We start from the raw sequence: 13,906 nt of genomic DNA, 5'->3' as shown, positions 1-13,906 counted from the left end.
TAATGCAAAATTTTATTATTTACTTTTTAATTATTATTAGAATAACAGCAATGATGATTGTAGCTCCATTCTTTTCAGTAAGAAGTATACCAAATATAGTTAAACTTGGTATGTCATTAATTTTATCGAGTTTAATAGCATCAATTTATAATTTGCCATTTAATATTAGTATAAATAGCAACTTTGATTTATTTATACTAATATTAAATGAAATAATAATTGGACTTTTTATAGGTTATATAGCATTATTTGTATTTAATGCTATCAGAATATCGGGGCAATTTATTGATTTTTCTATTGGATTTACAATGTCTCAATATTATGATCCAAACACTAATAGTACATCAACTAACATCGAGAGATTTTTTTATTGGTTATCTTTAGCTATATTTGTTACACTTAATTTTCACCATATTATATTATCGGCAATTATTAAAAGTTTTGAAGTCATACCGTTAGGTTTTTTCTTAAATAATGAAAAAATTTTTATATCCTTTATTTATTTTTTTAGTAAAAGTTTTTATTTAGGAGTGAAACTTGCTGCACCTATTGTATTAGTTTTATTTATAACTGAATTTACAATGGGACTTATTGCACGTGCAGTACCACAAATAAATGTATTTATTTTAGGTATGCCAATCAAGGTTATTGTAGGCCTTTTATCAATTTCTACAATTCTTGGAGGCCTAATTCATATGTATATAAAATTATTTGAAGGATTAAATGGCGATTTTTTAAAATTTTTTAGTTTGTTCCCTGTAATTGTTTTAGCTACAGATGATAAAACAGAAGAACCTACACCTAAAAAACTAAAGGAAGCAAGAGAAAAAGGGCAGGTTGCAAAGAGTATAGACTTAACTTCATCTATTATCTTAATGGGAGCAACAGTAATTTTAATAATATTATCTGATTTTTATTTTGAATATGGCAGAGCATTTATAAATCAAAGTTTTAGTCTAATTAACAAAAATGAACTAACCTATAAATCCATAATGTCTATAGTTTTATTTATGATAAAAAATGGGCTTATTGCTTCTATGCCAATTGTTTTTACGGTTATGATATTAGGTATTATATCTAACATTGCTCAAATTGGACTTATTATCTCGAAGGAAGGATTAAAACCACAGCTATCTAAGTTAAACCCGATTAATGGTTTTAAAAGATTTTTTTCAAAACGCTCATTTATAGAACTATTTAAATCAATTGCAAAAATATCAGTTATTGCCTATTATTCTTACAAATATGTTTCTTCTGTGATATTTGATATATTAAAAATATCTGATTTAAATCCAGAGGGTATTATTCCTTTTACATCAAAAATAATAAATGGTCAATTAATTAGGCTTGTTTTTATATTATTTATACTTGGAATAATTGATTTTGTAATACAAAAACGTCAGCTAAAAAAAGAATTAAGAATGTCTAAAGAAGAAATAAAGGAAGAAATGAAGCAGACTGAAGGGAATCCACAAATTAAATCTAAAATAAAACAAAAACAAAGAGAAATAGCAATGAGAAGAATGATGCACGAAGTTCCAAAGGCAACAGTTGTTGTAACAAATCCAACACACTTTGCTGTTGCATTAAAATATGAAAAGGGACAAAGTGGTGCACCTAAAGTAATTGCAAAAGGAAGTGACTTTTTAGCCTTAAAAATAAAAGAAGTTGCTAATAAAGCTAATGTACCTATAATAGAAAACAAAGAGGTTGCAAGAAGTCTTTATTATAAATGTGAAATAAATGATGAGATACCTATTGAACTATACCAAGTGGTTGCTGAGATTATAGCATATATCTATAGCTTAAAGAAATAGTGAGGGTGAAATATAATGGACTTCAATAAAAATAATAATATTATAAAAAAATATCTGGATGTTATAGTTTCATTACTTGTGGTTCTTATAATTTTTATGATTATTATTCCATTGCCACCAACTGTTTTAGATATTCTTCTTGCTGCGAACTTAACCTTTTCATTAATAATTCTTCTTTTAACTATGTTTACTACAGATGTACTTGAATTTTCTGCTTTCCCAACCATTCTGTTAGTGACTACATTATTTAGGTTAGGACTTAATATTTCATCCACAAGATTAATATTAGGACGTGGAGAAGCAGGAAAAATAATAGAAGCATTTGGTAATTTTGTCGTTGGTGGAAACTATGTTGTTGGTTTTATTTTATTTATTATAATAATTGTTATTCAATTTGTGGTTATTACTAACGGAGCAGGTAGAGTTGCTGAAGTATCTGCAAGATTTACACTTGATGCAATGCCAGGAAAACAAATGAGTATAGATGCTGATTTAAACGCAGGAATTATAACTGAACAAGAAGCTAAAATAAGAAGAAAAAAGCTTCAGCAGGAAGCTGATTTCTATGGTGCAATGGATGGTGCTAGTAAATTTGTAAAAGGAGATGCGATTGCAGGAATTGTCATTACAATAATAAACCTTATTGGTGGAGTAATAATTGGAATGATATTTTTAGGTCTTCCTGCACTTGAGGCATTGAAACATTTTGCACTCTTAACAGTTGGAGATGGACTTGTAAGTCAAATTCCAGCATTACTTATATCTACAGCATCAGGTATTATAGTAACAAGAACATCAAGTGATGTTTCATTAGGTAAAGAACTTTCAACACAATTTACCTCATATCCTAAAGTATTAGCTATTGCAAGCTTTATAATGTTTTTAATGGCCTGGATACCTAATTTACCAGCACCAGCATTTTTAATTATGTCTGGAGCAACTGGTTTTTCTGCATATCTTCTATCTAAAGAAAAGAAAAATCAGGAAATATTAAGTGAAGTAGCAACTTCTGAAATACAAGCATCTCCAACAAGAGAACCAGAAAATGTTCTACATTTGTTAAATGTAGAACCACTTGAAATTGAAATAGGTTATGGTTTAATTCCTCTTGCTGATATATCTTCAGGCGGTGATCTTTTAGACCGAATTGCAGGGGTAAGACGTCAGTGTGCTGTTGAACTTGGAATTATTGTTCAACCAATAAGAATAAGAGATAATCTGCAACTTGCTACTAACGAATATAGAATAAAGATAAAAGGTACAATAGTAGGTAAAGGTGAAATATTATGTAATCATTTTCTTGCAATAGATGCCTCTGGAGAAGGATTACCTATTGATGGTATCAAAACTATAGAACCAGCGTTTGGCTTACCAGCTGTATGGATTCCTGATAATAAAAAAGATGAAGCTGAAATTATGGGTATTACAGTTATTGATCCTACAACTGTACTTGTAACTCATTTAAGTGAAATAATTAAGAAACACTCATACGAACTATTAGGTCGACAAGAAGTAAAATTATTAATTGATAATATAAAGGAAAGTTATCCTGCAGTAGTTGAAGAATTAATTCCAAATCTTATGAGTTTAGGTGAACTTCAAAAGGTTCTTCAAAACCTATTACGCGAATTAGTACCAATAAGGGATTTAGTTACAATTTTAGAAACATTAGCTGATAATGCAGTTTTAACTAAAGATACTGAACTTTTAACAGAATATGTTAGAATCGCATTATCAAGAACTATATGCCGTAATTTAATTGATGAACAAGGAGTAATTCGTGTTATTACTTTAGATATAAATTTAGAAAATATGATTTCTGAAAACATTCATAAATCATTACAGGGATCATATCCAGCTTTAGAACCTAATATAACTACACAAATTTATCATTCTATTAAGGATAACATTGAATTAAATCAATTTAATAATGATATCCCTGTGATTTTAGTAAATCCAAAAATAAGACCAGCTTTTAGAAGAATGATAGAGATGGTATTCCCTCAAGTTCAAGTTTTATCTATGAATGAAATACCAACTGACATACAAATAGAAACCATAGGGATGGTGACATTACAATGATAATTAAAAGATATATAGTTGATAATATGAACGAAGCAATGACAAGAATTCGCTACGAATTAGGAAATGATGCAGTAATAGTAAGTCAACGTAAAATTAGACAAAAAGGTATATTAGGTTTTTTTAAGCCTAAGAAAATTGAAGTAACAGCAGCAGTAGATGATAAAAAACAAAAAGAATCTACGATTAAAACAATTGAACTTGAAAAGGAAATTAAAGAATTAAAATATTTAATAGAAAACATAAATAATCAATCAATAAAACAGACAAATAAACAAAGTGAAGTTAATAAAAACAAGTTCAAACAAAACCTAATTAATTCTGGTGTTCCAGAGGAAATAGCAACTGAAATAATTGATTCTATAAAACAAAAAAATCAAGGCAAAAAAATGAATCAAAAGATTTATCAAAATGAATTTAAAACTTTTTTAAATACAATAATTAAAACAAATAAATTCGACGATGGGAAAATACATGTCTTTGTTGGTCCAACTGGTGTTGGGAAGACTACAACTATAGCTAAATTAGCCAGCTTGTTTTCGCTTTATAAAAATAAAAAAATTGGACTTATTACTGTAGACACCTATAGAATTGGTGCCGTTGAACAGTTAAAAACATATGCTGAAATATTAGGTATACCCTTTAGTGTAATATATTCAATAAATGAAATTAAAAAAGTATTATCTGAAATGACAAATTGTGATATAATCTTGGTAGATACAACAGGAAGAAACAGCAAAAACGTTATGCAAATTCAAGAAACAAAAAGACTAATTCAAGAAATTAATCCAGATTATGTTCATTTGGTAATAAGTATGATTACAAAGGAAAAGGACATAAAACGTATTGTAGAAGATTATAAAATGTTAGATTATAACAGTATAGTTTTAACTAAGATAGATGAAACCAGTTATTATGGTTCTATTTTAACAACAATATATTATGCAAATGTTCCTGTATCTTATATAACAACAGGCCAAAATGTTCCAGATGATATTGAAGAAGCAGAAAAAGAAAAACTAATAAACATGATTTTGGAGGCTGAATAGCCATGGATCAGGCACAAAGATTAAGACAATTAGTAGAAAGAAAGAAACAAGAATTGCAACAAAAAAGGTTTAAAGTAATAACAGTATCAAGTGGAAAGGGAGGAGTTGGCAAAACAAGCTTTGTTGTTAACTTTGCTACTGCTCTTTCTAAAAGAGGTTTAAAAGTTTGTGTTCTTGATGCCGATTTCGGTATGGCAAATGTCGATATAATGTTTGGATGTATGTCAAAATTTAGTATAATAGATGTTTTAGAAGGAAATAAATCAATTGATGAAATTATTTTAAAAACAATAGATGGTGTCGAAATAATGCCAGGTGGTTCTGGTTTAAGTAAAATTTATACTATTGATGAAGATAAAAAAAATCAAATAATATCACAATTTGACAAATTAAATGATTATGATATCTTAATTATAGATACGGGTGCAGGTGCTTCAGAAAATGTATTAAAATTTATTGAAATAGCTGATGAAGTTATTGTTATCACAAATTCTGAACCTACTGCACTAACAGATGCCTATAGCCTTATAAAAATTATTTATTTAAATAATTTAAATTCAAACATTAATATTGTTGTAAATAGAGCAAAAAACAATCAAGATGCCGAAGAAACATTTAATAAAATTTGTTATACTGTTAAAACTTTTATTGGTAAAAACATTAAATACTTAGGATATATTGTGGAAGATATAAAAATAGGACAAGCTATTAAAAAACAAACACCTTATGTGTTAGAACACCCAAATACTGAATTTACACTATGTATTAATAAAATTGTTGCTAAAATAATGGGTATAGAAGAGAATAACAAAAGTAAATACACTTCATTTAGAGATTATATAACAAAATTATTTAAGGCGGTGGGGAAATGAACTTATCTATTAATTTAAAAATTAATCAAAACATCGAAATTATAGATGATGAAGTTACCTATAAAAGTATTGTTCAGGATATAAATAAGGATGGTATGTGTATTAGCTATCCTATTCATCATAATAAACCACTCCTTATACATTCAGGTAGTGTAATAGAATTTTATGTTACAACAGAAAGAGATATTGTAAAATGCAAATCTGTAGTTTTAGGAAAGAAAAAAGAAGAAAACATTAATTTGTTAGTTTTAAGTTTACCAGAAGTTATAGAGAGAGTCCAAAGAAGAGAATATTTCAGACTACCTATTACAATGCCAATTAGATATTATGGGCTACCTAAAGATAGGATATACACATCCTTAAGGGATGTACCTTCTGGATATTTTTCAAGATTAATAAATTCAGTTTCATTAGATATAAGCGGTGGTGGAATCAAAATTGTTTCAAACGAGATCCACAATCCTGGTGAGTATGTAATAATATCTATTAATATACCACAAGAAATAAATATTTTATGCTCTGTAGTAAGAATTGAAAATACAGAAGAAAAAAATAAATTTAAGTTAGCATTGAAGTATGAAGGTATAGAAGAAAAAACTAGAGATAAAATAATACAATTTATATTTAATAAATTACGTGAACAAAGTAAACTGCTTAGATAGGAGTGATTTTATTGAAGTGTTATAAGCAGTTTGATGAAAGAGAAGAAATGATTTTAAAATATATTCCCTATGTTAAATATATAGCATCAAGGCTTCTTATAGGTATTCCCCCTGGAATTGAATTCGATGATTTAGTAAGTTATGGTATTATAGGCTTGATAGACGCAATTGAAAAGTTCGATCCAACAAAAGGAATAAAATTTGAAACCTATGCTACCTTAAGAATTAAAGGTGCTATTATCGATGAATTAAGAAAAATTAGTTGGATGCCTAAAAGTGCTTTTTCTAAATTAACTCAGCTTAATTTAGCAAGAGAAAATTTAGAATCAAAATTAAACAGAGAACCTACGGAAAAAGAATTAGCCGACTATATTGGTGTATCTGTAAATGATATTAGAACTACTGAATCCTATATTAACTATTTATCTGTTATATCATTAGAAGATATATTTTATAAATCTGATGATGAAGATATACAATTTAAAAATATGATAGAAAATGAAAATAGTCCTCAGCCTGATAAAATATTTGAAGAAGAAGAAATGTTAACTACTTTAAAAAAGGCACTTAATATGCTACCTGAAAAGGACAAGCTTGTTCTGCAATTATATTATTATGAAAAATTAACTCTAAAGGAAATAGGAAAAATTTTAGAAATCACTGAATCAAGAGTATCACAATTGCATAGCAGAGCCATAATAAGATTAAGAGAAAATATGAAAAAGTTAAGTTATTTAGACTAAGGAGGAACTATGCCTTTAGTATTAATTATATTAGGTGCTTCTTTAATCTATTATTCATACAGATTAGGCATTAAAGCACACTATTCAAAAAATATTCAAAATAATAAAAATGTATTTAAAAATTATTATACAAAAAGTGAATTAGATTTATATAAAAAAGATATCGATGAACTTAAAGAAAATATAAACTATATAAATGAGTCTATTTTTGCTCTAAATTTAAAAATAGAAGATATACAAAGCAATTATAATAACATTTTAAGTTCTTTAAATAACAAAGAAAAAATAGGAATTAATGATACCTATCAAAATTTTGAAGATAAAAGTGAAAACTTAAATGATAAAATAAAGGAATTATATAATAAAGGATTGTCTATTGAAGAAATATCCTCAACCCTTAGAATAGGAAAGGGGGAAGTTTTATTAAGATTAGGATTAAACAAATAATAAATATAATAAAAACTTATTTCAAAAGTAAAGATTTTGTTCTTGGTCTGGGAATTGGTATTGTAATAGCAACTCTTCTTATGTTAACATATTCATATAACAATATACCAAAATACAAGATTGAAAAAATGGCAAGAGACTTAGGTATGTTATATCCAGATGAAATTAAATCATATTTTGAAAAAAAGTAGGGGATGGAAAATGATAAGAGGACTTTATATTGCTTCAAGCGGATTAATTTTAAGACAAATACAACAGGAAAACTTAAGTAACAATATTGCAAATATAAATAATCCTGGTTTTAAGAACGATAAAATTTGCTTTAAATCCTTTAACGAGGTGCTTTTACAAAATTACGATAAAAAAGTTGGCAATACAAATTTTAAACAAATTCTTGGCACAATGCCTATGGGCATTGGACTTGATGAAACAAAAACAGATTTTTCTCAAGGAATTTTAGAAGAAACAGGTAGAAACCTTGACTTTGCAATTGAAGGAGATGGTTTTTTTACAGTTTTAGATAATAATAAGGAATATTATACACGAAATGGTAGATTTAAAATTGACAAAGATGGTTATTTGACTACTACTGACAATAAGAGAGTTTTGGGGCTTGATGAAAATAATCAAAAAGTTTTTATAAAAATTGATAGCAATAATTTTAAATTTAACAATAATCAGATCTATACTACTAGTGGTAATTATAGACTATACATTGTGAAGGGCGATATGAAAAAAGAAAATGAAAATATGTATTCTTCTACAAATGTAGAGATTGATAATAATTCTATTATACATCAAAACAAAATTGAAAAAGCTAACATTGATACTATTGAAATGATAACAGAATTGATATCAGTTATGAGAAACTATGAATCAAATCAAAAAGTAATACAATCCATCGACGATACACTTGGAAAAACAGTTAATGAAGTTGGCAATGTAAATAGATAATGAGGTGATCAAATGCTAAGATCAATTTGGAACAGTACATCTGGTCTATATTCTAATCAAACAAGAATAGATGCTATATCAAATAATATTGCAAATATAAATACAAATGGCTATAAGCGTGTCGATGTTAATTTTTCAGATATATTAGTTGAAAATGTTAATAGATTAGGTGTACCGGTAACTGAAAATGAAAAAGAAAAGTTTGTTGGAAGTGGTTCTCGAATAAGCGGATTTATTAGAGATGATTCTCAAGGAATTATTGAAAAATCAGACAGAAATTTAGATTTTGCTATTGAAGGAAGAGGATACTTTAGATTAATAGACAGTAAAGGTAATGAATTATATACAAGAAAAGGGAATTTTTATATAGATGCTAATAATAATTTAGTTGATTCTGATGGTAACAAATTAGATATATCATTAAACACAAAAGATAATATAGACTATGACAAAATATCTGTTAAAGAAAATGGCGATATTTTATACAACGAAAATATAATAGGCAAAATAGATATTTACGATTTTGATAGTGAAGATAATCTATATCCTATAGGAAATAGCCTATTTAAAGGTATTAATCCAAAACCTATAAATTCTTCGATTAAACAAGGTTATATTGAAAAATCTAACGTAGATATTTCAAAAGAATTAACAGACCTTTTAGTCACTCAAAGAGCATTTGAACTAAATTCAAGAGCACTAAAAACTTCTGAAGAAATGTGGCAAATGACAAACAATTTAAGATCTAAATAGTATAAAAAACCCCTTTAAAGTATATAATTTTAAAAAAAGCTTTAAAGGGGTTTTGATATGAATTCATATAATTTGTATTTAGAAGCTATTAATCTATACGAACAAAAAAATTATAAAAAGGCTTTAAATTTATTTTTAAAGGTTTTAGAACATCAAAACAATTATCTGATAAATTACAATATTGGTGTATGCTACATAGAATTAAATAAATTCACTGATGCTATTCAATTTCTAAAAAAATCATTATATTTAAATAAATATTATGAAAATACTTATATAAATTTAGCTTATTGTTACTATAAAAAAAAGGATTATAAATCTTGTTATAGAATTATAAAAGAGGGAGTATCAGCAATAAATAGTGATAAATTAAATAATATAGAAAAAAATTTATTTAATTTAATAATATATGGAGGGGAAAATGAGTTTAATAAAAAAGCTAAATAAAGGGGATAAAGTTTCACTTATAGCACCCGCTGGTGCAATATTTAATGATGAATTAATAAAAAAATCAATCCAAATAATAAATGAATTTGGATATAGTGTTAAATTGGGTAAAAATATTAATTCTAAATACGGCTATCTTGCTGGAGAAGATAATAAAAGAGTAGAAGACCTGATAGATGCATTTAAAGATAAAGAAGTAAAAGCAATATTTTGTATTCGCGGTGGTTACGGAACCATCAGGCTTTTAGATAAAATTAATTACAATGTTATAAAAAATAACAAAAAAATTTTTGTAGGTTATAGCGATATAACATCACTTCACGCATCTTTTTCTCATTTAGATTTTCCTACTTTTCATGGACCAATGTTTAGTTATGATATTTTTAAAAATAATGATAACTACAACCTATTATTTGAATTTTTAGAGGGAAGAATTGATAAATTAAACTATGCCCTAACTCCTATAAGAGAAGGTAATATTGAAGGAAAAATAGTTGGTGGAAATCTGTGTGTTCTTTGTTCCTTGATTGGTACACAATATCAATATAAATTTAAAAACTCCATATTATTTATTGAAGAAATTAACGAAGAGCCATATAAAATAGATAGATTTTTAAACCAATTATATCATTCAAATATTTTAAATGAGGTGGAAGGAATTATCTTAGGAAGCTTTACAAATTGCAATCCTGAAGATAAAAATAGGAGTTTTTCTTTTGAATATATTTATGAATATATAAAGGAACTTACCACCAAGCCAATATATTTTGGTTTACAAAGTGGACATGACTATACAAATAAGTTGCTTCCCTTAAATATTACTGCTAAAATTATTGACAATAAATTAATAATAAATAAAGGAGAGGTTTTCATTGATTAATTTTTTTGCAGAATCAAAAAAAATTCAAGATAAACTAATAGAGTATAGAAGATATTTACATATGCATCCTGAAATAGATAGGGACTTAAAAAATACAGCTGATTTTATTGAAAGTATATTAAGTAATTACAATATAAGCTATAAACGTTATGAAAATTGTGGTATTGTGGCTGAAGTTGGCAAAGGAGAAAAGATTATAGCCTTAAGGGCTGATATGGATGCTTTAACAATAGAAGACAAAAAAAATGTTCCATATAAATCTAAAAATAAAGGTTTAATGCATGCTTGTGGACACGATGCACATACATCAATACAATTAGGAACTTGTATTCTATTAAAAAAATATGAGCATTTATTAAATGGTAAAGTAAGATTTATTTTCCAGCCAGCTGAAGAGACTGATGGTGGAGCAAAGGATATGATTGATTATGGTGCTATAGACAATGTATCCTTTATAAGTGCTCTACACGTAGAAGAAACATTAGATACTGGAATTATAGGTATAAACAGCGGAATTGTGAGTGCTGCATCAAATCCTTTTAAAATAACTATTAAGGGTAAAGGGGCTCATGGTGCACATCCTGAAGATGGAATTGATCCAATAGTTGCTGCTTCAAAAATAATTGACAATCTACAAATAATTATATCAAGGGAAATTTCTGCTTTTGAAAGTGCGGTAATTACCATTGGTAAAATAAATGGTGGAACAGCACCTAATGCAATAGCAGAAGAAGTAATTATAGAGGGAATTATAAGAACCTTAGGAAATAATACAAGAAAGCAAATATTAGATAGATTTACATCAATAGTTAATTTAACAGCAGAAACTTTTAGATGTAATATAGAAATAAATATAATAGAAGGTTATCCATCCTTTAGTAATGATAATAATCTTATTGAAACTCTAAATAAAATACAAAAAGAAAACTCAAATTACTTTACTATAAAAAAATTAGATTGTCCAAGTATGGGGGTAGAGGATTTTGCGTACTATACAGAAAAAATACCTGGAATTTATTATAAATTAGGATGTAGAAATATAAATAAAGGTATAGTTCATCCAGCTCACGGAAGTTATTTTGATATAGATGAAGAATGTTTATGGATCGGATGTGGAATACAATGTTCTATAGTTCAAAAATTTATTATGAATGAAACAATAGAGCTCTAAATTTTAGAGCTCTTTTAATAAGTGAATCACAGTAATTTACATAAATAGTAGCTTTTATAATTAATACTCTATGACGATTATTTTATTTCACTTTGACTATATAGTATATTAGTGCAAATAAAAAAAGAGAGCTTACTGCTCTCCTATGGTGGGCCTTCAGGGACTCGAACCCCGGACCGACCGGTTATGAGCCGGTTGCTCTAGCCAGCTGAGCTAAAGGCCCAAAATCTATTTTAATTATAAAAAATTCATATTATAATGTCAAGCATTTTTTAAATATTTTATTATAAAATTGTTTGTCAAATGAATATAATTTAATATATAACTAAACAAAAAGGGGTATTTATGGATTTGAAGACTATGGATTTAAAAACTATAGATTTAAATAAAATAATCAATACTATAAAAAACAAATATGGTATTGAAATTAAAGAACTTGAAAAGAAAAGGTCTGTTTATAAATTAATATCAGATAGGAACAATATTTTTTGCTTGAAAGAAGTAAATCATAACTTTAGTAGATTTAAGTGGCTTTCATCTTTTTTATTGTATTTAAAAGAGAAGGGATTTTTAAATTGTCCTTTATTAATTAAAGATAATCAAAACCAATTTTATTTTAATGTCAATAAACATAAATATTATTATTTGACTAATTGGATTGAAGGAAATGAATGTAAAATAGATGAAATAGAAAATGCATTAAATTCAATTGAACTATTATGTGAATTTCATAGGAAAGCATTAGGATTTAATTCTAAACAATTACCATATGAAGAAGCCAAATTAATTAAAGAGTATATTAAAAAGAAGGATGATATTATAAGATATAAAAACTTAATTATGAGTAAAAAAATTATGTCTTATTTTGATATACTATATATTGAAACATTCGATACTCAAATGGCACTGGCAGAAAAATCTTTAATATATCTACTTAATTCAAACTATCGTAATTTAAATAAAAATGCAATTAAAAACAAAGTTATATGTCATAACAGCTTTTATTATCAAAATATTATAAAGTCAGATAATACTTTATATCTTATTGATTTTGATAAAATAATATATGAAACAGTTGAATATGATTTAGGTAAATTTATTCAAAGAATGATGTTCAGAAAGTCTTATAATTGGCAATTTGACAAAGCAAAATTATTAATTGATAAGTATTGTAAATGCTATGGTAATAATATTGATTATAAGTTATTACTATCAATAATCATTTACCCTCATAAGTTCTGGAAATTAGGAAATAAAAAGTATGATAAGAAAAAAAATCTTGAAGAATCTTATTATATAAGAAGATTAAAAAAAATAATTACTAATAATTTGTCCATATTAAATTTCATTAATGAGTTTGATAAGTATTATATCAATAAAAATATCTAAATAGATTAAATGTCTATTTGGATATTTTTTTGTTGTCGCAAATTGAAATAATTTTTGTATAAATACTTAAAAGGAAATAAATAAACAGTGAAGAATAAAATAATAGAGGTGGTATTATGGAAGAAAAAAAGAACTATTATACATTTAAAGAGGTATGTCAATTAACTGGGTATAAAGACTCAGTTATACGTTATTATGAAAAAGAATTCGAATTAAATATTCAAAGGGATACTAAGGGTAGAAGAATATTTTCTCCAAATGATTTGAATATATTATTACAAATAAAAAATTTACAAGAAAAAGGACTGACTAATGGACAAATAAAAAAAATACTTATGAACCAAGAAACTGCTATAACTTCCCTTGATGCAGTAGTTGCTTTTAATGATAATGATATTGATGAAAATGATCAAGATAAAATAAAATTAATAGAAGAAAAATTAAATGCTATTAATCAAAAGTTAGAAGAAATTGATAAAAATGTATTTAGTAAAGAACGCGACATATTGATCAGTGAGAATATGAAATTGAAAATGGAATTAAAGCAAAAGTGTTATGAAATCATAGAACTTAAAGAAAAATTAAAATACGAAAAACAAACAAAAAAAGGAATATTAAGCAAATTATTTAGAAAATAGGT

The 13,906-nt window shown here is 26.3% G+C and carries 14 protein-coding genes and 1 tRNA gene; 14 read left to right on the top strand and 1 reads right to left on the bottom strand.

What is annotated here, in order from left to right:
- Positions 1–2: 2 nt before the first annotated feature.
- From flhB to BUB63_RS01035, 12 genes are all read left to right on the top strand, one after another.
- The gene (gene flhB, locus BUB63_RS01090) at positions 3–1,817 is read left to right on the top strand and encodes a flagellar biosynthesis protein FlhB (protein WP_073247649.1); all 1,815 of its coding nucleotides are present in this window, start codon (positions 3–5) and stop codon (positions 1,815–1,817) included.
- 15 nt (positions 1,818–1,832) lie between these two features.
- Positions 1,833–3,899, top strand: coding sequence for a flagellar biosynthesis protein FlhA (gene flhA / locus BUB63_RS01085; RefSeq protein WP_027307524.1), 2,067 nt, complete (start codon positions 1,833–1,835; stop codon positions 3,897–3,899).
- Positions 3,896–4,948, top strand: a complete 1,053-nt coding sequence (flhF, locus tag BUB63_RS01080; RefSeq protein ID WP_073247648.1) for a flagellar biosynthesis GTPase FlhF — start codon at positions 3,896–3,898, stop codon at positions 4,946–4,948. Before flhA ends, flhF begins: the two co-directional genes overlap by 4 nt.
- A gap of 2 nt (positions 4,949–4,950) precedes the next feature.
- The gene (locus BUB63_RS01075) at positions 4,951–5,820 is read left to right on the top strand and encodes a MinD/ParA family protein (RefSeq protein ID WP_073247647.1); all 870 of its coding nucleotides are present in this window, start codon (positions 4,951–4,953) and stop codon (positions 5,818–5,820) included.
- Positions 5,817–6,482 carry a flagellar brake protein gene (locus BUB63_RS01070; protein WP_073247646.1) on the top strand — a complete coding sequence of 222 codons (666 nt, stop codon included), beginning with the start codon at positions 5,817–5,819 and terminating at the stop codon, positions 6,480–6,482. The genes BUB63_RS01075 and BUB63_RS01070 overlap by 4 nt, the downstream gene beginning before the upstream one ends.
- A gap of 11 nt (positions 6,483–6,493) precedes the next feature.
- Positions 6,494–7,225 (top strand): FliA/WhiG family RNA polymerase sigma factor, encoded by a 732-nt coding sequence (locus tag BUB63_RS01065; RefSeq protein WP_073247645.1) that lies wholly within the window; start codon positions 6,494–6,496, stop codon positions 7,223–7,225.
- Between the two features lie 9 nt (positions 7,226–7,234).
- Positions 7,235–7,672, top strand: coding sequence for a DUF6115 domain-containing protein (locus BUB63_RS01060; protein WP_073247644.1), 438 nt, complete (start codon positions 7,235–7,237; stop codon positions 7,670–7,672).
- Between the two features lie 201 nt (positions 7,673–7,873).
- On the top strand, positions 7,874–8,626 hold the full coding sequence (locus tag BUB63_RS01055) for a flagellar hook-basal body complex protein (protein WP_073247643.1): 753 nt from the start codon (positions 7,874–7,876) through the stop codon (positions 8,624–8,626).
- A gap of 12 nt (positions 8,627–8,638) precedes the next feature.
- Positions 8,639–9,379 (top strand): flagellar hook-basal body protein, encoded by a 741-nt coding sequence (locus tag BUB63_RS01050; RefSeq protein ID WP_027307516.1) that lies wholly within the window; start codon positions 8,639–8,641, stop codon positions 9,377–9,379.
- Between the two features lie 57 nt (positions 9,380–9,436).
- Positions 9,437–9,826 (top strand): tetratricopeptide repeat protein, encoded by a 390-nt coding sequence (locus BUB63_RS01045; RefSeq protein WP_073247642.1) that lies wholly within the window; start codon positions 9,437–9,439, stop codon positions 9,824–9,826.
- Positions 9,801–10,706, top strand: coding sequence for a S66 peptidase family protein (locus BUB63_RS01040; protein ID WP_027307515.1), 906 nt, complete (start codon positions 9,801–9,803; stop codon positions 10,704–10,706). Before BUB63_RS01045 ends, BUB63_RS01040 begins: the two co-directional genes overlap by 26 nt.
- A complete protein-coding gene (locus tag BUB63_RS01035) occupies positions 10,699–11,877 on the top strand; it encodes a M20 metallopeptidase family protein (RefSeq protein ID WP_084106393.1) in 1,179 nt (392 codons plus the stop codon). The genes BUB63_RS01040 and BUB63_RS01035 overlap by 8 nt, the downstream gene beginning before the upstream one ends.
- Before the next feature lie 146 nt (positions 11,878–12,023).
- Here the strand turns inward: BUB63_RS01035 and BUB63_RS01030 are convergent.
- Positions 12,024–12,100, bottom strand: a tRNA-Ile gene (locus BUB63_RS01030).
- Between the two features lie 122 nt (positions 12,101–12,222).
- Here BUB63_RS01030 and BUB63_RS01025 point away from each other — a divergent pair.
- Positions 12,223–13,266, top strand: coding sequence for a CotS family spore coat protein (locus tag BUB63_RS01025; protein WP_073247641.1), 1,044 nt, complete (start codon positions 12,223–12,225; stop codon positions 13,264–13,266).
- A gap of 116 nt (positions 13,267–13,382) precedes the next feature.
- Entirely contained in the window at positions 13,383–13,904 is a 522-nt protein-coding gene (locus tag BUB63_RS01020; RefSeq protein WP_073247640.1) for a helix-turn-helix domain-containing protein, read from the top strand.
- Positions 13,905–13,906 lie beyond the last annotated feature (2 nt).

Source organism: Caloramator proteoclasticus DSM 10124 (assembly GCF_900129265.1).
In the GTDB taxonomy this organism is placed as follows: domain Bacteria; phylum Bacillota; class Clostridia; order Clostridiales; family Caloramatoraceae; genus Thermobrachium; species Thermobrachium proteoclasticum.
Note: the sequence above shows the minus strand (reverse complement) of the source record. Positions and strands in the feature narration are given on the sequence as shown.